Annotated in this window: 20 protein-coding genes and 1 tRNA gene; 1 reads left to right on the plus strand and 20 read right to left on the minus strand. The window is 57.0% G+C overall.

All coding sequences use genetic code 11. The features are described from left to right. Position 1: 1 nt before the first annotated feature. The 17 genes from OXE05_02800 to OXE05_02880 all read right to left on the minus strand — a co-directional run bounded on the left by OXE05_02800 (position 2) and on the right by OXE05_02880 (position 17616). Positions 2 to 712 (minus strand): ABC transporter ATP-binding protein, encoded by a 711-nt coding sequence (locus OXE05_02800; GenBank protein ID MCY4436247.1) that lies wholly within the window; start codon positions 710 to 712, stop codon positions 2 to 4. 69 nt (positions 713 to 781) lie between these two features. Continuing rightward, the gene (locus OXE05_02805) at positions 782 to 1444 is read right to left on the minus strand and encodes a chloramphenicol phosphotransferase (GenBank protein ID MCY4436248.1); all 663 of its coding nucleotides are present in this window, start codon (positions 1442 to 1444) and stop codon (positions 782 to 784) included. A 97-nt stretch (positions 1445 to 1541) separates the two neighbouring features. Next, positions 1542 to 1616, minus strand: a tRNA-Arg gene (locus OXE05_02810). 106 nt (positions 1617 to 1722) lie between these two features. Continuing rightward, on the minus strand, positions 1723 to 3198 hold the full coding sequence (locus OXE05_02815; protein MCY4436249.1) for an NADH-quinone oxidoreductase subunit N: 1476 nt from the start codon (positions 3196 to 3198) through the stop codon (positions 1723 to 1725). Positions 3199 to 3244: 46 nt separating this feature from the next. Next, positions 3245 to 4747: an NADH-quinone oxidoreductase subunit M gene (locus OXE05_02820; protein ID MCY4436250.1), complete on the minus strand. Its 1503-nt coding sequence runs from the start codon at positions 4745 to 4747 to the stop codon at positions 3245 to 3247. Between the two features lie 10 nt (positions 4748 to 4757). Then, positions 4758 to 6665 (minus strand): NADH-quinone oxidoreductase subunit L, encoded by a 1908-nt coding sequence (gene nuoL / locus OXE05_02825; GenBank protein MCY4436251.1) that lies wholly within the window; start codon positions 6663 to 6665, stop codon positions 4758 to 4760. A gap of 15 nt (positions 6666 to 6680) precedes the next feature. Then, positions 6681 to 6986 carry an NADH-quinone oxidoreductase subunit NuoK gene (gene nuoK, locus OXE05_02830; GenBank protein ID MCY4436252.1) on the minus strand — a complete coding sequence of 102 codons (306 nt, stop codon included), beginning with the start codon at positions 6984 to 6986 and terminating at the stop codon, positions 6681 to 6683. A gap of 20 nt (positions 6987 to 7006) precedes the next feature. Beyond that, positions 7007 to 7630, minus strand: coding sequence for an NADH-quinone oxidoreductase subunit J (locus OXE05_02835; GenBank protein MCY4436253.1), 624 nt, complete (start codon positions 7628 to 7630; stop codon positions 7007 to 7009). Continuing rightward, positions 7623 to 8081 (minus strand): NADH-quinone oxidoreductase subunit I, encoded by a 459-nt coding sequence (locus OXE05_02840; GenBank protein ID MCY4436254.1) that lies wholly within the window; start codon positions 8079 to 8081, stop codon positions 7623 to 7625. Before OXE05_02840 ends, OXE05_02835 begins: the two co-directional genes overlap by 8 nt. A 25-nt stretch (positions 8082 to 8106) precedes the next feature. Beyond that, positions 8107 to 9126: an NADH-quinone oxidoreductase subunit NuoH gene (nuoH, locus tag OXE05_02845; GenBank protein MCY4436255.1), complete on the minus strand. Its 1020-nt coding sequence runs from the start codon at positions 9124 to 9126 to the stop codon at positions 8107 to 8109. Between the two features lie 15 nt (positions 9127 to 9141). Continuing rightward, positions 9142 to 11703 (minus strand): molybdopterin-dependent oxidoreductase, encoded by a 2562-nt coding sequence (locus OXE05_02850; GenBank protein MCY4436256.1) that lies wholly within the window; start codon positions 11701 to 11703, stop codon positions 9142 to 9144. A 61-nt stretch (positions 11704 to 11764) separates the two neighbouring features. Beyond that, entirely contained in the window at positions 11765 to 12970 is a 1206-nt protein-coding gene (nuoD, locus tag OXE05_02855) for an NADH dehydrogenase (quinone) subunit D (protein ID MCY4436257.1), read from the minus strand. Positions 12971 to 13009: 39 nt separating this feature from the next. Then, on the minus strand, positions 13010 to 13483 hold the full coding sequence (locus OXE05_02860) for an NADH-quinone oxidoreductase subunit C (protein ID MCY4436258.1): 474 nt from the start codon (positions 13481 to 13483) through the stop codon (positions 13010 to 13012). An 8-nt stretch (positions 13484 to 13491) separates the two neighbouring features. Continuing rightward, positions 13492 to 14025: an NADH-quinone oxidoreductase subunit B gene (locus OXE05_02865; GenBank protein ID MCY4436259.1), complete on the minus strand. Its 534-nt coding sequence runs from the start codon at positions 14023 to 14025 to the stop codon at positions 13492 to 13494. Between the two features lie 14 nt (positions 14026 to 14039). Next, on the minus strand, positions 14040 to 14417 hold the full coding sequence (ndhC, locus tag OXE05_02870) for an NADH-quinone oxidoreductase subunit A (protein ID MCY4436260.1): 378 nt from the start codon (positions 14415 to 14417) through the stop codon (positions 14040 to 14042). Between the two features lie 115 nt (positions 14418 to 14532). Further along, the gene (locus tag OXE05_02875; GenBank protein ID MCY4436261.1) at positions 14533 to 15210 is read right to left on the minus strand and encodes a redox-sensing transcriptional repressor Rex; all 678 of its coding nucleotides are present in this window, start codon (positions 15208 to 15210) and stop codon (positions 14533 to 14535) included. A 582-nt stretch (positions 15211 to 15792) separates the two neighbouring features. After that, a complete protein-coding gene (locus OXE05_02880) occupies positions 15793 to 17616 on the minus strand; it encodes a VanW family protein (protein MCY4436262.1) in 1824 nt (607 codons plus the stop codon). 1060 nt (positions 17617 to 18676) lie between these two features. Here OXE05_02880 and OXE05_02885 point away from each other — a divergent pair. Beyond that, entirely contained in the window at positions 18677 to 19912 is a 1236-nt protein-coding gene (locus tag OXE05_02885; GenBank protein ID MCY4436263.1) for an extracellular solute-binding protein, read from the plus strand. 141 nt (positions 19913 to 20053) lie between these two features. Here OXE05_02885 and OXE05_02890 read toward each other — a convergent pair whose 3' ends face one another. The 3 genes from OXE05_02890 to OXE05_02900 form a co-directional block, all read right to left on the minus strand. Continuing rightward, positions 20054 to 20449: a RidA family protein gene (locus tag OXE05_02890; GenBank protein MCY4436264.1), complete on the minus strand. Its 396-nt coding sequence runs from the start codon at positions 20447 to 20449 to the stop codon at positions 20054 to 20056. A 261-nt stretch (positions 20450 to 20710) separates the two neighbouring features. Continuing rightward, entirely contained in the window at positions 20711 to 22147 is a 1437-nt protein-coding gene (locus tag OXE05_02895; protein MCY4436265.1) for an extracellular solute-binding protein, read from the minus strand. 205 nt (positions 22148 to 22352) lie between these two features. After that, on the minus strand, positions 22353 to 23783 hold the full coding sequence (locus tag OXE05_02900; GenBank protein MCY4436266.1) for an extracellular solute-binding protein: 1431 nt from the start codon (positions 23781 to 23783) through the stop codon (positions 22353 to 22355). Positions 23784 to 23818: the final 35 nt, after the last annotated feature.

Genomic DNA, 23818 nt, shown 5'->3' on the forward strand with positions numbered 1-23818 from the left:
TTTAGAATGCGGAAGTCACGGTGGAATGAAGAGTGAGCGCACCGGCGTGAAGCCGGCAGACACGGGAGGCCTGACGCGCAATCTCATGGTCGTGGGTGGCCATCAGCAATGTGCGTCCGGCTTCTTGGGTCAGTTGGAGCAAGAGTGAAAGCACTCGCGCACTGTTCTCAGCGTCGAGATTGCCAGTTGGCTCATCGGCAAGCACGACGAGCGGCTGGTGCGCCAGCGCGCGCACAATGGCAACGCGTTGCTGCTCGCCGCCGCTCAAACGGTCCGGGAATGTATTCTTGCGGTCGGCGAGACCCACGCGCTCAAGCAATGCCCCTGCCTGGCCTTTGAGCTTGGCGTCGACTGCGCCTTCAAGCTCGGCCGGCAGGAGCACGTTCTCCCATACGGTGAGGGTGGGGATCAGATTGAAGAGCTGGAATACCATGCCAACGTGGCGCCGGCGAAAGCGCGTGCGGGCGGTATCGCTGAGAGCGGTGAGCTCGTTTCCTTCAATGGTGATGGAACCGCTATCGGGTGTATCAATCCCGCCGATGAGGTGCAGAAGGGTTGTCTTGCCGCTGCCGCTGCTTCCCAGGACGGCGACGAATTCGCCGCCGCTGACTTCCAAACTCACGTTATTCAATACAACGCGCTGCTCGCCTTGGTCGAAATAGGACTTGCTGATTTCGTGGAGTGAGACGATGTTCTTCTGTTTCTGGCTCATTTCCTATCACAGAACGTCTAGGGAGGAGAAGCGAAGGTGAAGCTTGGGAGGGGCCCACTGACCTGACGATTACTTCGCTGCTTCACACACTGGATTGCCGTTGTCGGGTTGCATCTCGGCAAGTTGAGCCAATGCCGAGAGTCGTGGACGCTCTTCAAGGAACTGTCGAATCTTACCTGCACACTCCTGAGGAGAACATCGTGAAGTATCGACTTCAATGTCATAGATACCCGGAATGTGGACTTCACGCTGCCAGCGTTGAATGTGCTCGTCCAGTCCCCGACTTGGGTCCCACGTCTTTTGTCGTCGCTCCACGATCACGTCAACAGGACAACGAACTCCCACAAACAAGACGGGCAAGCCGCTTAGACGCCGGGCGCTGGCAAAGAGGATGCCGCGTGGCTCCGCATAAGCGTCGTGATGGCCGACGTCCACAACGACGTTTACGCCCAGCCGGCTGTGGGCAGCGATAGACTCGTACATGGCCGCATACAGCACCGGAACGAGAGGTTCGATCGTTGTTGACAGTTCTCCACCGGGACGAAGACCAATGCCCGGACTGTAGCGCTGGGATGTTTGCTGCTTGAAGCAATCTACGCCAAGGTTGATCCACACTCCATCGAATGTGTCCAGGACCACCTTGACGATGCTCGACTTGCCCGATCGCGGCGCGCCGTTCAGGATGATGATTTGCCCTGGATCGGCGGCATTCACGATGCACCCCGCTTTCACGCATAGAAGGCGAGTTTCGCCTCGGTACTGGAAGGTAGTCAGCCTTCTAGGTCAAGAGAAAATGCGGGCATGTACCTGGCACTCTAGATTGATGTCTTGGTACCCCCAGGGCGACTCGAACGCCCGCTCCTGGCTCCGGAGGCCAGTGCTCTATCCACTGAGCTATGGGGGCTCGTGTGTCTTCTATGATACCAGACGATGCGCTGCTGCCACGTGCCAAGAGGCTCAAACGGTGGTGGGCCAGACCAGAGGCATCTGGGAGTGAGGAGGCTCGTCGTCTAGCGCGACAGTGCCAGCTTGCCGACCTCTTCAAAGGCGGCTTGCGCCCACTCGATGGCTCCGGCGGGATAGATGCCGAGCACGAGCGTACCGATAATGCCCACGGCAACCACTGCGCCAATTGCAGTGGAAGATGGAACGGGAAGCAAGCGGGGTTGCCCATCAACCATGTACATGTTAACGACAACGCGCAGGTAGTAGTATGCCGAGACCGTGCTTGTCAGCACAAGAACGACAGCCACCCAAATCAAGCCGCCGTTAACGGCTACTTGCAGCAAGTACAGCTTGCCAAAGAATCCCGCGGCCGGTGGGATGCCGGTAAGCGAGATCATGAACACCACCATAGCAGCAGCTAGCAAAGGCGAAGAACGACCGAGGTTTTGGAAGTTCTCCATATCCGTGCCGCCGGTGCGCCGTTCCACAGCAAAAGTGACGGCAAATGCACCAAGCGTCATCAAGGCATACACCGCGGCGTAGAACAGAATCGCCGCCACGGCGTCTCGCATGAGTCCGCCTGCTTCAGACTGTGCATGCACTACCGCGATGGCGACAAGCATATATCCTGTGTGCGCAATCGACGAGTACGCGAGCAAGCGCTTCACGTCGCGCTGCCAGATTGCCACAAAGTTGCCGACGATCATACTTGCGACGGCTAGCGCGATCACGATGGGCACTACCATGTCCTGCCAGGGCCCGAGTCCGTGCACGACTACCCGCAAAAGGCCCGCCATAGCGCCCATTTTGGCGCCGGCCGCCAGGAATGCCGTGGACGGGGTGGGCGCCCCTTGGTAGGCGTCAGGCGTCCACATGTGGAACGGAACGGCAGCAACTTTGAACGCTAAGCCGGCAAGCAGGAGGCCGAGTCCTAGCATGAACCAGGGATTGTCCGCACCTTGGCTCTGCACGTACAATGCCATATTCGCCAGATTCGTTGTGCCCGTCAGGCCAAAGAGCCAGGCAATACCATAAAGCATAACTCCGGAGGCAAATGCGCCGAGCAGGAAATACTTGAGTGCGCCTTCCGTCGCGCGGAAACGATCGCGCTTGATGGCAACGAGTACGTAGACAGGAATAGACGTGAGCTCAATGCCGAGATACAGCGTGATCAGATCTCCCGTTGCGCCCAGCAGAAGCATGCCGACTGTCGCAAACAGAATGAGCGCCGCAAGCTCTGCAAACGGAACGTCCTTCGACTGCGCATAAGCCAGCACGATGCTGAGAGCGGCAATGGCGAGAAAGAGCACTTTGAAGAAGACCGCGTAGCCATCTGTCAGCACGGTACCACTAAACGCAGTTGCACCGTCAGCGCGCACGAAGACTGTGACGAGGATCGCGACTACACTCCCAACCACAACCAAACCCAACAAGCCGCGATGAGTCCGCCGGCCGCCGAACGCGTCCACCATGAGTACGCAAGCGGCAACCACCGTGATGATGATTTCGGGCAGGATGCTGATGAGGTCTTCTATTTGCACTAGCTATGTCCTCACTCGTGCCCCGGATAGACCGGGCCAATAGGAGCTATCTTGTCAGAGCGCTCGTAACTCCGGATGCTGCAATTGCTTCTACAATCCCGCTCGTGTCGGCAGTGAAGAGCTCGATGAATCCCTGGGGTTGCACGCCTGCCCACACAATTACCAACGCAAGAGCGACGAGTACCGCAGTCTCAAGTCGTGTAAGATCCTCCAGCTTGCGATGCGCTTCCTGCAATGAACCCAGCATCACCCGCCAATACATCCAAAGCATGTAAGCCGCGGAAAGAATGATGCCAAGCACGGCCAGCACACCGAAGATGCGCGTGCCGGTCACGAAGGCCCCGAGCAGCACCATGAACTCGCCGACAAACCCCGATAGTCCCGGTAAGCCGATTGAGGCGAGCGAGAAGAAGAGAAAGAGCACGGCATAGACCGGCCACCGATGGGCAAGCCCGCCAAGGTTGGCAATGAGCCGGTCGTGCGTGCGCTCGTAGAGTTGCCCCACACAGAGGAAGAGCGCTCCCGTCACCAATCCGTGGCTAAACATCTGCATAATGGCCCCGTCGAGGCCCTGCTGCGTAAAGGAGAAAATGCCCAGCGTCACAAAACCCATGTGGCTGACTGAGGAGTAGGCAATGAGCTTTTTCAGGTCCGTCTGCATCAATGCGACCAATGCGCCATAGAGAATCGCGATGACGGAGAGCACGAGGATGGCTGTCTGTGCTGTCTGGCTTGCGCTGGGGAAAAGGGGCAGGCTAAAGCGAATGAAGCCGTAGCCACCCATCTTGAGCAGGATACCGGCCAGAATGACGCTGCCGGTAGTCGGCGCCTCCACGTGGGCATCCGGCAACCATGTGTGGAACGGCACCATGGGTACCTTGATGGCAAACGCGAGGAAGAAGGCCAGGAACGCCCAAAGTTGGAAGCGTTCACCATAGGTGCCTTGCGTGAGTTCAAGAATGTCGAACGTGTATACGCCTGTCGTATTACCGTGCACGAAATAGAGCGCCAGAATAGCAACCAACATGAGCAGACTGCCAAAGAGCGTGTATAGCACGAACTTAACCGTCGCATAGACCCGGCGTTCTCCGCCCCACACGCCAATCAGCACGTACATGGGAATAAGCATGATTTCCCAGAAGACATAGAAGAGCACGAAGTCCAGCGCCAGAAATACTCCCGTTATGCCCACTTCCAAGAGGAGCATGGTAAAGAGGTATTCTTTCACGCGATCGTGAACCGATGCCCATGCATAGACGATGCAGAGGAAGAACAGGAATGTATTCAGGAGCACCATCAGAAGGCTTATGCCGTCTACGCCAAGCGCATACTGAATGCCAAGGGCAGGCAGCCAATCGAACGTCTCGCGGAATTGCATGCCTGCGCCTGGCGCAAAGCTCGCCCATACCAAAACGCTCAGCACGAGCGAAAGCAGGGCCCCCGCTAGGGACACCGCAAACATCGCGCGGCGATCGGAAAGGAACAGCACGATTACGGCTGCAATGAGCGGCAACCAGAGAATGAGGGAGAGAATGGGGAATGACTCCACAGGGATTTCCTCAGCGCACCATTATGATGTAGAAAGCGAGCACAAGCGCAGTACCGAGGACAACGCTAAAGGCATAGTTTTCCAAGCGGCCGGTCTGCATGCGGCGGAGGCCGCCGCCAACGCCGTTGACTATCAAGCCAATGAGATTTACCAGTCCGTCCACGACGTTCAAGTCGAACCAGGCGAAGAGCCAGCCTACGCCCTTCGTTCCGCCCGCCAGGACCGTGTCGTAGAAGTCGTCCAGGTAGTACTTATTGACCAGGAGGGCATGAATGAACGGGGTCGCGCCGGCGACAGCCTCCGGCGACGGAGATCTACGTATGTGGATGCTGTAGGCGATGAGGATTCCAAACACCGCTATGAGTGTAGATACGCCCATCAACGCAACCACAAACGCCGTTGACGGCTTGTGAACCAATCCGGCAAGCTCAGCCGACAAGAACGTGTCGTGGAGGTAGTTGTGAATTAGCCCGTGCTCCGGCGGAATGCCAACAATACCGGCTCCTATTGCGCCCACTGCCAGGATGATGAGCGGAATCGTCATCACCCGGGGCGATTCGTGAACATGCGAATGACGCTCCGTCTCCATGCGGGTCTTGCCAAAGAAGGTAAGGAAGATCATACGGAACGTGTATACGGCTGTCAGGAATGAGGCCGAGGCCCCCAAGAAGAAGAGAAGATAGCCAAGTTGACCGGAAAGTAGCGTGGCTCCCAGCAATTCGTCCTTACTCCAGAAGCCCGCCAGCGGGATGATACCGGACAGTGCCAGGCCGCCAATAATGTACGTGGTTCCAGTGACGGGCATCTTTCCAAAGAGGCCGCCCATACGCTGCATGTCCTGTTCCTCATTGGTACCGTGAATCACGGAGCCTGAGCCAAGGAAGAGGAGACCCTTGAAGAAGGCGTGCGTAGCCAGGTGGAAAATCGCCGCGGTGAAGGCCCCCACGCCGAGAGCCATGAACATGAGTCCGAGCTGGCTAACCGTAGAAAACGCAAGGACTCGTTTGATGTCGTTCTGGGCCAAGCCGATCGTAGCCGCAAAGAGTGCAGTGAATGCGCCGACAAGCGCTACCACCATCATTGCGTTCGGTGTCAGCACGTAGAGTGGATTGAAGCGGGCTACCATATAGACGCCTGCCGTCACCATTGTGGCGGCGTGGATCAAGGCGCTCACCGGTGTCGGACCTTCCATCGCGTCGGGCAGCCAGACGTGCAGCGGAAATTGCGCCGACTTGCCCATGGCGCCCACGAAGAGCAAGAGACATATGAGGGTGAGCATGCCCGGCATCGCAGCCGCAATCGCCGGAGCTTGCGCGAAGATCTCGTCATAGTCCAGCGTCCCAAAGACATGCCATGCCAAAATGAGACCGATCAGGAAGCCCACATCGCCAATGCGGTTCGTTAGGAAGGCCTTGATGGCTGCCGCGGAAGCCGACTGTCGTTCGAACCAAAAGCCAATGAGCAAGTAGGAGCACAAGCCGACGGCTTCCCAGAAAACGAACAGGACGAGCAAGTTTGTCGCCATCACGAGCATGATCATTGCAAAGACGAATAGCGGCAGATAGGTGAAGAACCGCCAATAACCGGGGTCGCTGGCCATGTAGCCAATCGAGTAGACGTGAACCATGAACGACACGCTCGTGACCACCAAGAGCATGACGAGCGTCAGGGCGTCCACGCGCAATGCGATGTCCAACGCAAAGTCGCCGGAAACGGCCCACGTCCACAGTGAAACCGTCGCCGGTTCCGCATGGTCCAAGTGCGTGATGAAGAGGGCCACGGTTACGACAAGTGCCCCCAGCACACCCGCGTTGGCTATGAGACCGGTGCGTTTCTTTAGGTAAGTGCGTCCAAAGAGGCCATTAATCGCAAACGCGACAAATGGCAGGAGCGGAATTAGCCAGGCAACATCGGTCATTGCTTCTGCGCGCCTTTACCCCTTGAGAGTGTCAATTTCATCAACATTGAGCGAATCCCTGTGGCGCGACAACGCCACGATTATGGCGAGCCCAACCGCCGCTTCAGCAGCGGCTACGGTCAAGGAAAATATGACGAAGGCTTGCCCCAGCATGTTGTTCAGAGCTACGGCAAATCCAACAAACGTGACGTTTGCTCCCAATAAAATGAGTTCAATCGACATAAATACAATCAGTAAATTGCGCCGCACCAGCACACCGAGCAGACCGATGATAAAGAGTGCCGCACCCAGCACCAAGTAGTACTCCAAGGCCGGGATGATCATTTAGGTCGACTAGCTCCTCAACGCGGCTTGGCCGGATCTTGTTCTCGTTGTTTTGCCTTCTCGTACCGTTCTGCCATCCACTCCCCCACACCCATCTGCGAGGATGAGCGGGGTCGTCTCGGCTTCTGTCTTGCCAAGACAATCGCGCCGACTACGGCAGCAGTCAGCAAGACCGAGGCTACCTCAAAGGGAAGCAAGTAGTCGCGGAAGAGCACTTGCCCCAAGGCTTGCACGTTGCCGCCCTGTCCAACCACCCAGGCCGGCGTGTGGGGACCCGAGGCTCCCACCGTAATAGTAGCCCCGGTGAGGACGATGAACTCCAGAAAAAGAACTGCGCCAATCACAATTGCGAGAGGCGCTTGGACGTGGAACTGACGCGCACGCTCGACCACACCGAGATTCAGCAGCATCATGGTGAAAAGGAAGAGCACGATTATGGCGCCCGCGTAAATAATAATATGTGCTACGGCAAGAAATTCGGCGCGAAGCAGAATAAAGATTCCCGCAAGATGGAATACAACACCAACAAGCGCCAGCGCGCATTGGACCGGATTGCGCAGCATGATCACGAGCACGGCAAGCGCCACGCACGCTACTGCAAGGTACGCAAAAATCAACGTAAGCAAGGTTTCGCTATTCAAGCGTAGCTACCTCCTTGCCTTGCTTGTCCACCAGGTCCATCAGGCGATCAACGTCGTAGATGAGTGTACTGCGGTCATCCGTAGAGAAATTGTACGCGTTCGTCATTTCCAATGCCTCCACCGGACAGGCCTCGACACACAGCCCACAGAAGAGGCAGCGACCGACGTCAAGCGTATATGACGTTACCACTTTATCGGTAGGTTGCGCGGGATTCGACTCCGTCGTGATGGTAATGCACTCATTCGGACACGCAGTCTCGCAAAGGCCGCAGCCCACGCACTTCGGCCGACCGTCCGGCCTGCGCCGCATGCCAACAGCACCGCGAAAGATCGCAGAGAGGGGCCGTTTCTCCTCCGGATAGCGGATTGTTACCGGCTGCCGGAAGAACTCACGGAGGGTAACACTGAGCCCTCTCGCTATTGGCAGCAGCGAGTCGATCCGAAAACTCATTGCGTCTCCTTTCCGGAAGTTAGATTCAGGCGTAAATAGTCAGTTTTAGCACCGTTGCGACTGCAAGATTCACCAGTCCCAGCGGCAAAAGCACTTTCCAGCAAAAGTTCATCATTTGATCGTAGCGAAACCGCGGCAACGTGGCGCGGATCCAAAAGTAAAAGAAAAGAAAGAGCAGGACTTTGCTCATCATGATGCCAACAGCAAGCAAGGTTGTGAAGAGATGGCCGATATATGGCTCCAGCAACTGGGCCGGCCATCCTCCACCCAAGAATACCGCACTCACCAAGAAGGAGACGAGCACCATATTTGCGTACTCGGCCAGGAAGAAGAACATGAACCGCGCGCCGGAATACTCTACGTGATAGCCGGACACAAGCTCGGTTTCCGCTTCCGGTAAGTCAAAGGGGGCGCGGTTGGTTTCCGCCAACGCGGCGCAAACAAAGACAAATGCGCCGATAAACAGCGGTATAGCGTATGGCACCTGCTGCTGCCGCACAATCTCCGGCAACGAGAGCGACCCGGCGAGCACCACAACACCGACGAGCGCCAAGCCAAGCATAATCTCATAGCTAATCATCTGTGCGCTCGACCGGAGGCTACCCAACAAGGCGTACTTGCTATTGGACGCCCAGCCGGCCATAACGATGCCGTATACCGCTACGGACGTTAGCGCCACGATGTAGAGCACGCCGACGTTAAGATCAGTGGGATAGAGGCCGATGACTCGTCCAAAGATGTGCAGTTCGGTGCCAATCGGCACGACAGACCAAGCCATAAACGACGGAACCAAGAGCAGAAACGGCGCGAGAATGAAGAGCGCACGATCTGCACCTGCCGGAATCATGTCTTCTTTGCCCAAGAGCTTGACGGCATCGGCCAGCGTTTGGAATAAGCCAAAGGGGCCGACGCGGTTGGGGCCAACTCGCGACTGGATGCGGCCCAGGATGCGACGTTCTGCCCAAATCAGGGGCGGCACGGCCAGCAGCGGAACCAAGAACGCGATGATCGACTTGAAGATTACGGCAATGACAAGCTCAGTCATGAATCAGTTCCTAATTCACCTCTGCCCCGGCATCGTCGATGCCGACGACTCCGCTGTAGATGACGTAACTGCGGCTCGCACTGATACCGCCACCGCGGCTTCCGCTCCTAGCAAAGCGCCCACCGGCGCATCCGGGAAGCCAACGGGAACATAGACAATGTCTTCCGCCAATCGGTCATTGGCTTTCGCAGTAACTACCAGATCGGCGCCGTTCGCCTGAATGTCTACCTTTTCGCCGTCTCGAACGCCGATGCGGTCTAACTGTGCCGGATGCAATTCAGCTATCGGCTCTGCGACCATCCGGCGCAAGTTGCTACTGTAGCGTCCGGTAACTCCCGGCACGAAGAGGTGGTCTTGGGTTACCAAGAGCAGCTTGCCGTCTCCATTCACGCTGGGGAGCGTGGGGAGATCCTGCCAACCGAAGCCCTGCGTGCTGTGCGTAATGGGGATGTCGGCCAACACTGCAGCAATTTCCTGCGCAACCGAGTCCGAATTCCGGTATGTCCACTGCGCGCCAAGCTGTAGCGCAAGTTCAGTCAAAATCTGCCAATCGGGTTTCGCTTCGCCTACGGGCGGGATTGCCGCTTGGGCTCGTTGAGACCGCCCCTCCAAATTGGTGTACGTCCCGGTCTTTTCCGCAAAGCTGACGGCAGGCAAAACGACGTCGGCGTGCTCCGCCGCCGTGCTACTTACGAAGATGTCTTGCACCACCACAAAGTCTGCTTGCTCAAGAGTTGCTTGCGCTTGGTTGCGGTTGCGGGCGCTCGCCGCTAAATCCTCTCCAATTACGAAGAGCACAGCAACATCGGCGCCGGCCAAGAGATCGTCAACTGTTAATCCCTGAGAATCTGGCAGCACCACGTCCCACAGCCTGCCCAACGCACTGCGAGCCTGGGCGTCGTCAACGCTGCGGAAATTCGGCAGTATGTCCGCTCCCGCGCCCATTTGCACCAAACCTCTGGAGTTTGCCTTATTAGCCAAGGGGAAGAGATGCGCGCTTGGCAAGGCCAACTTGAGATTGGCCGCCGCTTGAGCAAAGCTCTCGGCGCTGCCAATTAGCCAATTGCCGAGGGCCCAGACTATGCCGACGTTGCCAGCCTGCGCGAGTAATTCTGCAACCTGGCCGATCTCCTCCGCAGCGATACCGGTATCTGTGGCAGCGCTCTCCAGAGTATAGCCACGCAATTCCTCCGGCGCGTTATCGTTCTCTGATCGGCGCAAAATATCACTGGCTAGTCCTTGAACCAGGTGCTCTTCCGATCCCGGGCGTACGCGCAGCACGTGGCTTGCGAAGCGACTGTCCTGTCTGCTCGGCAAACTACTGACTTGGATAAGCGATTTTCCTTGGTCACGTACCCACTGCCGCATGCGCATACCAAGCACATCATGGCTTTCCATAATGTCGCCACCGACGACCAAGAAAGCATCCATTTGCTGCATCTGATCGATACTGAAGTTGAAGGCGGCAGGTCCTAAGGCGCTGAGGGTGGGTATGAACGTCCAGCGCTCAGTGCTGTCAACGTTGTTGGTACCGATGACGTCCCGCATGAGACGCGACACGAGATAGTTTTCTTCATCTGAGAGCCGCCCGGAGGTAATGGCCGCTACGGAATCGGGCCCACTCTGCGCTTTTGCTTCCGTGACTTGCGCCGCGACCAAACTGAGCGCTTCGTCCCAGCTTGCGGCTTCAAGTTGACCGTCTCTGCGCACCAGCGGTTGAGTCACGCGCGCGTCATCATGAATGTAGTCGTAGCCAAAGCGTCCGCGCGTGCAGAGCATGCCGTCTCCAGGCCCCCTGTCTCGCGTGTTTACCGGAGTTTGGTCGCGGAGCGCCGGATTCGCTTTCGTGCGCAGCACCTCGCCCATGCGCGTTTCAACGTGCATCTGGCAGCCGACGCTGCAGTGGTTGCAGATAGACTCGCTCTGGTGCACCTGCCATGCGCGGCCGCTGTGCATGAAGGGCCGGCTCAGCAGAGCGCCTACCGGGCAAACTTCAATACACTCTCCGCACTCGACGCAGTCCAGCGGTTCATCGAACTGCGTGCCGATATAGCTGTGGAAGCCGCGCAGATTAAAGGTAAGGGCGCTATCTCCGACTCTTTCATCGCAGACTCGCACGCACTTGCCGCAATAGATGCAGCGGTTTGGGTCCCACTCGATTAGCGGGCTGAATTCGTGGTCCGGTTCGTTTGGATTGTCGCTGCCCAACTTGCTGCGGTATACGCCCACCTCATAAGCGGTGTGCTGCAAGTCGCAGACACCGGACTTGTCGCAGTACGGGCAGTCGAGCGGGTGGTGCTGTAGGGTCATCTCCATGATGCCCTGCTGCGCATGCACCACCGGGTCGGTCTTGGTGCTCACCACCATGCCGTCCATGGCCATGGTATTGCAGGAAGAGAGCGGCTTAGGGGCCCGTTCGACCTCAACCACGCACATGCGGCAGGCGCCGTACGGCTTGAGGAAGGTATCAAAACATAGAGTAGGAATGTAGATACCAGACTTGCGCGCGGCATCGAGGATCGTCGACCCGTCAGGTACCGTTACCTCTTGACCGTCAACTGTCAGTGTTACCGGCATCTTTCCCTCTTCTCACCCACCGCAAATTTTTGAGACCACTCGTCCACTAGGCAAATCGTTGCTAACGATCAATCTCTCCAAGCACAATGTCAATGCTTCCAATTACCGCAACCACGTCTGCCAGCAGCCGTCCCTTAACCAGATACGGCAGCGACTGCAGATTTGCAAAAGACGGCGAGCGCACGTGCATACGGTACGGTTTGCCGCTGCCGTCGCTGACAACATAGAAAGCCAGTTCCCCCTTTGGCGCCTCGATAGCTGCGTACGTTTCACCGCGTGGCACCGGGAAGCCGTGGATGTACATCCAGAAGTGATTGATCATTGCTTCCATATCGGTATAGAGGCGGGGCGTGTCGGGTCGGGCGACGCGCGCGTCATCCGTCATGACCGGGCCTGGTGGCAAGTGATCGATTACTTGCCGCATGATGCGTACGCTCTGGCGCATCTCCTCAAGGCGCAGCAGATAGCGGCTATAGACATCGCCTTTGCCGGTTCCGATTGGGACGTCAAACTCCACCTTATCGTAGGCGGCATAGGGTTCCGCTTTGCGGATGTCCCACTCCACCCCCGAGCCGCGCAAGCAAGCGCCGGAAAGCCCCATCGCAATCGCGTCATCGGCGGAAATGACGCCCACGTCCACAGTACGTCCCAGCCAGAGCTCATTCTTGCTGAGCAGCGTGTCGAATTGATTGATTTCCTTGATGAAGTAGTCCAGAGAACTTTCAAGCTTTTCGTAGAAGGTCTCGCTCGGCTCTTCCAGGAAGCCGCCGGGCCGCATGACGCTGTGGGTCATCCGCGCGCCGCAAAGCTCTTCGAAGAGTTCGAGCACGCGTTCACGGGCACGGAAGGCATAGAGAAAGACCGACATGGCGCCGATATCCAGCGCGTGGGTGCCGATCCAGACCAGATGTCCTGCCAGACGTCCCAACTCGCCAACAATGCAGCGCAGCCATTGCGCGCGTTCCGGCACTTCTATACCCGCAAGCGTTTCTACGGCCACCAACCAGCCAAGGTTACTGGACGCCGCTGCGGTGTAATCCATGCGGTCCGTGTAGCCGAGAATCTGCGTATACGTTTCACTCTCGGCAATCTTCTCAGTGCCGCGATGCAGGTAGCCGATGATGGGTACGGCTTCCTCGATGTACTCACCATCCATCTTCAAAATGACCCGCAGCACACCATGCGTACTGGGATGCTGTGGCCCCATATTCAGGATCAGTCCTGAATCGCCTTCACCTGCGATGCGTTCAACTTCGACAGTCGCCATCTGACGCTCTCACTACACCTTACGGAGCCGCCCTATCAATCAGAGACCTTCCCGGGGGAAGTCTTTGCGCAGTGGGTGATACTCGTAGTCTTCATCCATTAGGATGCGCCGGAGATCCGGATGGTTTTCGAATTTTATGCCCATTAGATCGTAGACTTCACGCTCCGGCCAGTCGGCGCCGGGCCAGACCTGTGCCATAGATTCTATCGACTCGCTCGCGGCAATGCGCGTCTTGACGCGAATGCTGCGATTGTCCGGAATCGAGCGCAGGTGGTAGACGACTTCATATTCCTGCGTCTCGCCCGGCCAGTGTACCGCCGTCACGTCACCAAAGTAATTGAAGCGAAGCTCCAAGTCATCCCGCAATACCGTTGCGACCGCCAGAAGGTCCGCCGCCGCAATCTCTATCGTCAGAAAATTGCGTTGGGTATTTGCAGCAATGACCTTATCGTCCAGGACCGCTTGCACACGTTCCTGAATAGTTTCCGCGGCAACCGGCGGCGGAATGCTCACGACTCCACTCACTCCTTGGCCGCCGCAGCGGCACGGGCGGTAAGCAGGGCTTCCTCAGAGCCTGCCCATTCGCCTTGCTTGATCTTTTGCTGCAATAACATTAGACCATCAAGCAGCGCCTCCGGCCGCGGCGGACAACCGGGCACGTAGATGTCAACAGGAACCGCAAGGTCTACGCCTTGGAGCACACTATAGGAGCGGTACGGACCTCCACACGTCGCGCAATTGCCATGGGCAATCACCCAACACGGACGCGCCATTTGTTCCCAAAGGTTGCGAATGATGGGCGCCATCTTCTTGGTCACCGTGCCTGCCACAATCATCACATCGGACTGTCTCGGCGTTGCCCGCGGTGCCATGCCGAAGCGGTCCATATCATAGTGTGAGGCAAACAGCGCCATCATCTCAATTGCGCAGCACGCCAGGCCAAACGTCATAGGCCACAATGCATTTGCCCGTCCCCAGTTCAAGACTTGATCAGCGGAAGCGAGTACAAAGCCGGAAGCGCCGGTTTTCTGCCCAGCGGTCTGCGCAGTCGGCAGGGTAAGTGTATCTTCTACAACCCCCAATCGAACGCTCCTTTCTTCCATGCGTAAACGTATCCCACGAGCAAGATAGCAATAAATATCGCCATTTCAATCAGACCAAACAGGCCGAGCGACGCCAAGATGACGGCCCATGGGAAGAGAAACGCAAGCTCCAAGTCGAAGACAACGTACACAATTGCCACCAAGTAGAAGTGCACGCCGTGACGACCGCGCGTATCGCCCACCAAGCCACTGGGGCCAATCCCGGATTCGTAAGGGATTGTGCGCAGTGGTCCCGGTTTGAATTTCGGTCGTAGTACGGAAGCAAGAGCCAGCGCGATGATGCCGAATGCAGACGCAGCGACGAAGAGCACCAAGAACGGGATGTATCCAACGTAATACTCCATGCCTAACGCCCTACCCTACTCTATGACTGTTGCCAGCGCACTCCGGTCTTATAATGGACGAATCGTTCACCATTTTCAACCGTACTCCAGCGCGCCTCAATTCAGGTTGCGCGGTCTAATCGTCTGAACATGTGCTGCCCGATGCTTGGTCTTCCGCCACACTTTCCCTCAGCAGGTACGAGAGATACTCTACTTCGATTGAAAGGTCCACACTGGCCAAGTAAACGTCGGAAGGCACCTTGAGCGAGATTGGGGCGAAATTGAGCACGCAGCGCACGCCGGCATCGACGAGCTGCTGGGTTACTGACTGTGCGGCTTTTGCCGGCACGGCTAAAAGCGCCATGACGATCTTGCGCGCCTGAATGGTCTCCCGGATCTCGTCCATCGGCTTTACGACTATGTCGCGGATCACAGTGCCGACCCGGCGGGGATCAGAGTCGAAGGCCTCTACAATGCGGAAGCCCTGGCGTGGAAACCCATCATACGCCAGCAGGGCGGAGCCCAGATTGCCGACACCGACAAGCGCCATGGGCCATCCTTCGCCAATTCCCAAGATTTCCTGCATGTGCACGAGCAGCGATTGTACGTCGTACCCTACTCCGCGCCTCCCAAAGTTTCCAAAGTAGGCGAGATCGCGGCGGACCTGGGCGGCAGTGGAGCCAGTCAGATTGGAGAGGTGTTCAGAGGATATGCTCTCAACTTCCTGTTCCCGTAGCGCAGCCAATGTACGATAGTACATAGAGAGGCGTCTAATCGCCATTTGCGGCGCTTTTCCCCTCGGCGACCCAGACATTGGCGCTCCTCATATCAGAAGCTTTTGCCACGTGAAACATATCACAAGCTTCTGGCACACGCAACCAAATTACGCCGCGCCTGGGCGAATGTTCTCCCGACTAATCCGTCAACTGATTGAATGAGGCGTGCTGCCAATTCGGTCAGAATCAAATGACGACCACTTTCACTCTTGCTGCGACGAGATAGTACATGAATGAGGGACCTTGGCGCCCAAGACTTTGCCCATACAAGGCCCCCTTTGTAAGCTCGTACACACGGGCAATGCGGCAGCTGTTACTACAAGTCCAGTCGTGGAGAGTCGTCAAACTCCCCACGTCAACGACTTGGCGGGGGAAGAGCCGTGAAGGTCAAAGTAGATTTCATACTGGCCGTCTACGCCTAGAAGAGTCGTAATGCAACTGAGAGTCGCACTTTGCAAGGAAGAGTTGGCTGAGCCCAGTGTGGATGAAAAGGGCTGACCTCGTAGATAGCCGTTGTGGTGCGGTGAAAGGAAAACCCCGCACCTACTCACCATTGGTTTAGTGAATGGCTGCGGGGATCGAGTGGCGCATCCAGGCGCAGGTGAGGTGAGGCTGCTTGCTTATCCCGGCAGTTGTGGAGCAGAATCCGGTTGTTCCCCTGGCGGCACAGTCTTCGTGCCGACGAGCCAGCGCTCCCGCCATGGCCGGTAGCGGCTGCGAAATTGATCGTACTGGGAATCTCCGGCTACCACAATTTCTCGATGTATCTCGGCATCTACGCCGTCCACCGCCCATTCCACCTGCAAGCGTTCGCCCAGCGGGAGATCAGGGTCTACTTTGTCCGGCAGGGGTGGACCGTGTTTTACCCAGTTCTTGGCGACAGCGGGAAGCATGCGCACCCACCGATCCGGACTGCGACCGTGGAAAACAAACTTGAGCTCCATGGCTTCTTTGTCAACATGCGTTTGGATGAGGATGGGGTGTTCCGAATCGTTGACAAACTTGAGATCGACACCCGGGTCATAGACTGCGGCATCGAAGCCCGGCGGGCTCCCGTCTCGCTCGTAGTATCCAACTCTGTAAGAGTGTTGATTGCGTTCCGTGATTGGCAGTCCGGCCCAGAATGCCGCCCGGAACATGGTGGTGGATACCTGACACACCCCTCCGCCGACACCCGGAACTGTCTGATCGCCAAAAATTATCAGGCTGGACTGGTAGCCGTCCCCACGCGTGATCGGCCCGAGTACGCTCAGGAACGAGAACGTTTCTCCAGGCGGGATAACATAGCCATGAAGCTTCGACGCTGCCAAGGCAATGTTGTGGGCGCGCTCAGGCGGCGAACCGGCGAACAATGAGGTGCCCTCAGCAATGACTTCCTCGAAGCCCCAATTGTGCATGTTGTCCGCGGTATAGGCCGGTTCCCGTACCTCAGCGGGGAGGTAGAGGGCCGTTACGCCTTGCTCGATGGCGGCCTGTGCTGTGGCAATGAGGACATCTGAGTCGGTCTGATAGCCTTGCTTGGCAGGCACATCCAGGTGCACACTCTTCTCCCGGACGGTAAATCGGGCGTTCAAGGGAGGCCGAGATGCCTCGACGGCAACTCGGGCTAACCAATTCTGAAGCATCTCCTGCTCACCCATGATCGCCAAACGGCCCTGCTCCGGGTCTTGATAGATTTGTATCCAGGACTTTAGCATGCTCCCCGGCACTTCCCAACCATCTCCGTCAAGCTCAAATCGCAAACCTTGGGTAACGAGCTTTTCAAAGACTGACTTTGTTCTTTCTGCCATTTGTAAGGTGATCGGTGGTGTTAGTGATACGACAGGCAATTCTATTACCTGGAGCTGCGGCGGGTCTGTGGGCAGCTTCATCAAGCCAAGCGTAGCTTCACGGTCTAGCCGCTTGCCTTCGGCGCCGGGGACAACACGGACACGATCGGCCTGGCGTTCTAGCAGAGAATTGATGGGCGGTCGGTCGATATGACTTGCAACCGCACCCAGGAATCCTAAGGCTACCGTAGAATCCAAGAAGATTGGCAGATCTACCTGGTTGCGTGAGCTCAATCCCAAGAACCACAGCCACATGCGCCGCCGTTCTAATGCGAATGCGGTGCGAATTGCCTTCTTGATCTGCACGATGAGTCCAATTTCCGTTGCTGAGGGCGCCCAAGTGGCTTCTTCATGGCCGAAAACCACTGGGTTGCGCAGATAGTCTTGCCACTGAGCCTCGACCTGCGCGCTTGCCTCATCAACCGACATTCCGGAAATGTCCACAGAACCGATGAATGTCCCCGGCAACGCGTATCTGCCTAATTGAGAGCGAATCACGCCATAGGCCGACCCGGTTGCCATGCCCACAACGGGTACAGCAGCGACTTTCAGGACCAGCCGCCGGGAAATACTGCGAGAACTAGCTTTCCATGCGTAACGCGATTGCATCGGCATGCTAGGACTCCAAAGTGGATTTCAGGTTCTCTTTGTCCATGACTACCTATGCACAACTAAGGTGAATGATACCGCTACTGTATGACATTACCCGACTGCATGTATCGCATCGACTTCACATTTGCTTCAAGTGCGCTGTACCGAGCATTGTGAGGTGTTTCGCTGAAGGACTGTGCTGAGAGTCTTCCACCTATCAGTTTCTGTGCAGAAGTTCCAAGCATTCTGGAGCTGATAGGTACCGAAAAGGGGGTTTGTGGGAAAGTTGGCGAGAGAAGGCCACCGGCGCCTAATTGATCGAAGAGTTGGTCTCTTACCAGGGAATCCGCGAGTGCGATATTCGTAGAGATCAACCGCCACGTGGTGAACTGCAGCGCAGGAAATGCTGCAAGCGGACTTGGGGGTACGCTGGGATCACCAGCGGTGCGGTCTCTCTGGCTGCTCGTAATTGAAAGCAAGGTATTCCGAACCTGCCACGTCATTTTGACTTTCCTCATCATTGAGGCTACGTGGATTCCTCACTTTCCAACCTATTATAGCACCTCATCAAAAAGAAGTGTCTTACCCGACATTCCATTTAACTTTAGGCAGGACTTCACGCAATGAATGAGCCATGCCTTGCACATCATCCGAATGTGCCTGCATGGGTCGAACACGGCAGGGGAATCACTTACGCTCCGAGCTATCCAGTAGTTCATGAATGCAGGTGACAAAAGTGTTAGCCAGATATGACTAGCGTTAAGCTGCCTCTCAGGTAATCGTGTCAAGGTATGCCAAAGAGGCTGTAGCGAAGATTGAAAGGCTGTCAAGGCAGAAGGGAGATTCTGGGGGTTTCTATCTAAGAGATAGTCGCTGGAGCCAAGTAACCGCTCCTCTCACCAAGGTAGGCGACTGCGGAAGCGCAGGGGGCAATGCCACTAGAATCGACCTTTGCATCAAATGGGTTTTGGCGTGCAATCCCCGTTCTGATTTGCGCCTGCAACTCTATGCGGTCTCTGCGCTCTGGTTTCTCTGCGGCAGTGTCGAACGGCAATCTAAACCAGCAGGAATTTGGAGGCGAGCTATGCTGACGCGTCGTGCCTTGATCGCGGGATCTGCTGCACTCACTGCCGGATGTGGTTTTCTTGAATCTCGGTTTTCCGCGCCGAGCGTACCGCAAGAAAGACCGCTGATTTGGGCGGTATCCCGGGTATCCGACGAGGAATTGCCCTGGTTGGCCGAGCAATTGCTCAATAGGGATGAAGAGAATCCCAACGGCCCCGAGCGCGGGGGTTACGTTCTTGCGCGCAAAGACGTTGGCAAGACCCTTGATACCGTTGACCTAATCGCCATAGTGAAGGAGATGGAAGCCGACTTGGTCAACGTGGATACATGGGCCGTAGATGAATTGGTCAGCAGGGGCCTCTTGCTACCCTTGGACGGATTCTCTGGCGCCGACGAGGCAACCTTGAACCAAGAGTACCATCCGAGCGTGCTCGACCAATTTCGCTTTAGGGGTTCGCTCTATGCATTGCCTCTGAATGCGATGCCGCTGATGGTGGAATACGATGAAGCACTGTTTGCGTCGGAGGGCGTGCCGCCGGTGGATAGTAGTTGGACCTGGGTGGACTTGATAAGGGTTGCAGAGCAATTGACACAAAAGAGAGAAGACGGCGCCGTTAGACGTTGGGGCCTAGTCGCGCACAATTTTGGAATCTGGTGGGCGCTATGGCAAAACAACGCGGAGGTGGTCGATCCGGCCACCGGCGAGTGCCGCCTTGGGGATGCAGCCGCTCTCGAGGCACTGGAATTCATGCGCGGTCTCTTCCACACGCAGCGCGTCTCTCCTGCAGCCGTAGGCAGGGAAATGTGGGACAACATCTACATCAATAGGGTTGCGCCAGCCATGATGCATACACTGTTTCCTAGGCCGCCCACAGGAATTCGCTTGGGGGAACTCCCCCGCGGCAAAGCCCAGGTGGTGCCGGTTCAAGCTGATATGGGGATGGCTATTGTAGCAGAGACTCCTCCACCCGAGTTAGCATATATCGCTTTGCGGGGGCTCGTGGATGTGATGCAGGAGCTTGTCGCCATACCGGCAAAACGAGATGCGGTTGCCCGCCTTGGAGATTTCAAAGTTGGTCTTGAAGAGAAGGACATTACTATCATCCAACAATCCATGGAACATGGACGCGGCGTGCCACGGTACAGCCAGACTGCGCATAGCGCGCTGGATAGGACGCTAGAGTCACTGGTGCGAGGAGACGACGTGACCACCGCCGTCAATGACACATGTAGGTTCATTCGCCAGAATCAGTAGTGTACTGCATGCCTCCGCCTTTTCGAGGCGGCGCGAGTTGAGCCGCAAAGTGCGACCCAGACCGCGTAATTCCTATGCTCGCGATACAAGCCTGTGAGAGGCGCTGGCGGCTCCTATCCCGCAATTCTGAGCCTCACGATGTCAGTCAAACACCGCGATCGCGTCTATCTCCACTAGCCAGTCCTCACCTGAAAGCGAGCCGATCTGCACCATGGTGGCGGTGGGATATGGGGGCTCGAAGATCTCATTGCGGATGCCGGTGACGACGGCGCGGAAGCGGATGTCGGTTACGTACATGTTGAGGTGCGCCACGTTGGCGAGTGATCCGCCCGCCGCTTCGCACAGCGCCTTGATGTTGGCATAGACCTTGCGCGCCTGCGCCTCGATGTCACCCTTGCCTATGAGTTCTCCGTTTTCGTCGAGCGGAAACTGTCCGGCGATGAAGAGGACGCGCCTTATTCCATCGATCATGAGGCCCTGGGAAAAGTTGCTGAAGGGCGGGCACACGCCCGCGCCGAGAACTGTTTCTTTTTTCAATGAACTGCTCCTTGGATTGCTTGTGGTCTGACTCTAGATTTCTCGCTACGCTCGAAATGACATTAAGTGAGGAAGCGCGAATGACATCAAGTGAGGAAGCGCAAATTACATTAGGTGAGAAAGCGCAAGTGACATAAGGTGAGGAAGCCCAATTGAATTGGGGATAACTGCAAGTGCGCGTTTGTCGCTGCAATGAGCATTCGCCCCCTCGTTTTGGAGGGGGCGAATGTCTGACCAAGACTACACCAAAAGAAGGTATGCTCAACTCTTATTGGCGTAATACTCGTCGATCATGGCTTGCATGATCTTGCCGGCGCTCTGCATGGCGTCTGCGACAGTCATCTCCTGATTCCACACCATGCGCATGTGGTCCAAGTAGACACCACGGATCTCCCCATAGTTGGGGTAGAGCTGTGTCATGAAGCCGTTTCCCTCGCCAATCGGCTCCGTTATCGGGGTCAATTCGCGCGGCGGACGCGCCTTCTGTTCCGCCAGGCGCGGGTCGTCCCACGCCGCTCTGACCACGGGCATGCCGTAGTTCAGCAGCGTGGTGACGCCTACCTGCACCTCAAGATCGGTGCTGAGGAACTTCATCAGTTCCCAGGTGGCGTCCGGATGCTTGGTGCCGGACCACATGTACTGCACCGGCGTGTAGCTGCCCACGGCGTCCGAGTTTTCGCTCTGCACGGTGTGGGCCGGGAAGCGCCGCGCCTTGACCGGCAGTTCCTCAACGCCCGGCACGTTCCAGGCAGACTCGGCATTGAACCAGGTATGGTACACCGCCGCCCGCTGCTGTGTGAACGGCGAATCACGCCGCTGCCCTTCCGGAATAGTTTCATTAAGGGCACCAATGTCATCCGAGGTCGGCTTCACGCGGTACTTGAACTCGAGGTCATAGAGAAACTGAATGACATCGATGAATTCAGGTTCGTGCAGCCGGAAGCGGGCATAGTCGTCGGTCACGAAGTTTGTGCCGTTCTGGATCAGCATCGTTGGCACTTCGGTCGTGGAGTCGTTGCGGCTCCAGAAACCCCAGATCGGATCCTGATCGGCACTGGAGCGCTGCGTGATTTCCTGCGCCGTCTCCAGCAGCTCGCCGCCATCGCTTGGATTCCAGGTTTTCGGCGGTTCATTGATGCCGAACTTATCGAGAATGGCCGTGTTGTAAATCTGAATGGTTGCCAGCACGCCGTAGGGGAACGTCCACAGCTTGCCCTCTGGGTCTTGTAGCCAGTCAATACCTACTACGTCTGCGAGCACTGCCGCATCGCGCTGGACAAAGGGTGTGAGGTCAGTCACGTAACCTGCGTCCCGATACTGAGGGTAGCGGGTAGGTTCGGGACCCAAGATGTCCGGTGACGATCCGGCAGCAAGTTCGACAACCTGTTTTTCCATGAGGTTACGATAGCCCAAGGACTGCCAATTGACCGTGATGTTGGGGTGCAGTTCCTTGAACGGGCCGAGCACGAGGTCCTCGAAAGCCCCGGCGTTCTCGGCGATATTCACGACCCAGTTAACGTTGACGGTCGCCTCTTCCATCTGGGGCATGTCGTCGGACTGCGGAGCATCGTCGCTTGCTTCGGGCATCGCCGCCGGCGCCTGCACCTGACCGCAAGCCGCCAGTACTGCAAGGGAGCCCATGCCCCCTGTCGTTGCCAAGAGCCCTCGACGCGTCATTAGAGTTCGTTGTTCAGTCATTTTCTGCTGCCTCCGTCCTCTAATCAACACAATATTCGTGTGCCCATAGCGCAACCCTCGACAACTATGGGCGTAAATTACCTCACGGCTCCTCTTACCTCCTCTCAAACCCGGCGTCCGCCGGCCAAGGCTGACGATTGACATCCCCGATTGCATTGTAATACAAGCGAAGGCTGATGCCAATCGTCCTCTTGACAATTCTCTCCTACTTATTGGCCCAATACTCGTCAATCACCGCCTGCGTATGTTTGCTGGCGTTCTGCATGGCTTCCTCAACGGTGAGCTCCTGCTTCCACACCAGGCTTTTCTGTTCATTGAAGAAGCCCAGGTGTTCCCGCCAACCGGGGAAGATTTGGGTGATAAAGCCGCGGCCTTCACGGAGCGGCGTGGCAATGGAGTCTATCTCGCGGGGCGGACGGGTCTTAGTCGCCACCAGACGGGGATCGTCCCACGCATTTGCATTCGCCGACAGACCGTAGTTGAGCAGCGTCGTCACCGCCACACCGAACTCGATGTCCGACATGGCGAACTTCATGAACTCCCACACTGCATCCGGGTGCTTAGCGCCGGACCACATGTACTGGACCGCCGTCCAACCGGCAACCTTATCGGAAGTTGGCCCTCCCTTGCTGTTCTCCAGCATGGGCACCGCCTTCATGGGCAAGTTATCCACGTCCGGGTGGGTCCACCCGCTCTCGGCGTTGAACCAGGTATTGTTCATCGCCGCGCGCCCGTGCACGAACAGCGCGTCGCGGTGCCGGCCCTCGCCCAAGGTCTCTTGGAACGCAGCCTTCGCTTCAGCGGTCGGGGCCACACGGTACTTGAACTCCAGGTCATACATGAACTGTATGGCCTCGATGAACTCGGGCTCGTGCATGGTGGCCCGCGTCAGGTCGTCGGAGAGGAAGTTGGCGCCGTTCTGAACGATGTAGGTACTCATTTCGGTTGTGTAGTCAGCGCCAGTGTAAATCCCCCAAATCGGGTCTGGTTCGCTGCTGGACCTACTCGTTATCTCCCGAGCGACGTCCAGATACTCGCCGCCGCCGGAGGGATTCCACTGCCTTGGCGGCCCGCTGATTCCATACTTGTCGAAGATGGACGTATTGTAGATGTGAATGGTGCCGAGCGCCGTATAGGGCATGGACCAGAAGCGCCCCTGCGGGTCAACGATCCAATCAAGCGCCACGGTGTCTCCGAGTTGACTCTGGTCGCGCTTGTAGAGGTCGGTGACTTCCCGCACAAACCCTTTGTCCGTCCACTCAATCCACCGGGTGGGGTCGGGGGTGAGAATGTCAATCGCCTCATTGGCGGCCAGTTCGGCCAGCATTTTCTCGTAATGCGCTCCGTATGGTGAGGCCTCGTAATTGAGGTCAATGTCGGGGTGCATTTCCCTGAACCGGTTAATCACCCCGTCCTCAAAGGCTTGCGCGTTCTCCGCGACGTTTACGATCCAGCGCACGTTGACAGTTGCGGGCTCCATCGTGGGGGCTTCTTCAGCTTGCGGCGCCTCATCGGCTTCCGGCGCTGCGGCCGGAGCCTGGGCTTGGCCGCACGCTGCTATAAGCGCCGCGGCGCTCAGGCCTGCCGATACGCCGAGGAATCGTCGCCGACTCAGACCGATGTTTGAAGTACTCATACCGGACCTCCAAATGAACGTGGAATTGACATCTA

Source organism: Chloroflexota bacterium (assembly GCA_026710945.1).
In the GTDB taxonomy this organism is placed as follows: Bacteria; Chloroflexota; UBA11872; order VXOZ01; family VXOZ01; genus VXOZ01.

Excerpts from the sequence above, each read along its gene's own strand:
- OXE05_02800 (MCY4436247.1), bottom strand. The coding sequence starts at position 712 with ATGAGCCAGAAACAGAAGAACATCGTCTCACTCCACGAAATCAGCAAG.
- nuoL (MCY4436251.1), bottom strand. The coding sequence starts at position 6,665 with ATGACCGATGTTGCCTGGCTAATTCCGCTCCTGCCATTTGTCGCGTTT.
- OXE05_02840 (MCY4436254.1), bottom strand. The coding sequence starts at position 8,081 with ATGAGTTTTCGGATCGACTCGCTGCTGCCAATAGCGAGAGGGCTCAGT.
- nuoH (MCY4436255.1), bottom strand. The coding sequence starts at position 9,126 with ATGACTGAGCTTGTCATTGCCGTAATCTTCAAGTCGATCATCGCGTTC.
- OXE05_02850 (MCY4436256.1), bottom strand. The coding sequence starts at position 11,703 with ATGCCGGTAACACTGACAGTTGACGGTCAAGAGGTAACGGTACCTGAC.
- nuoD (MCY4436257.1), bottom strand. The coding sequence starts at position 12,970 with ATGGCGACTGTCGAAGTTGAACGCATCGCAGGTGAAGGCGATTCAGGA.
- ndhC (MCY4436260.1), bottom strand. The coding sequence starts at position 14,417 with ATGGAGTATTACGTTGGATACATCCCGTTCTTGGTGCTCTTCGTCGCT.
- OXE05_02875 (MCY4436261.1), bottom strand. The coding sequence starts at position 15,210 with ATGTCTGGGTCGCCGAGGGGAAAAGCGCCGCAAATGGCGATTAGACGC.
- OXE05_02880 (MCY4436262.1), bottom strand. The coding sequence starts at position 17,616 with ATGCCGATGCAATCGCGTTACGCATGGAAAGCTAGTTCTCGCAGTATT.
- OXE05_02885 (MCY4436263.1), top strand. The coding sequence starts at position 18,677 with ATGCTGACGCGTCGTGCCTTGATCGCGGGATCTGCTGCACTCACTGCC.
- OXE05_02895 (MCY4436265.1), bottom strand. The coding sequence starts at position 22,147 with ATGACTGAACAACGAACTCTAATGACGCGTCGAGGGCTCTTGGCAACG.
- OXE05_02900 (MCY4436266.1), bottom strand. The coding sequence starts at position 23,783 with ATGAGTACTTCAAACATCGGTCTGAGTCGGCGACGATTCCTCGGCGTA.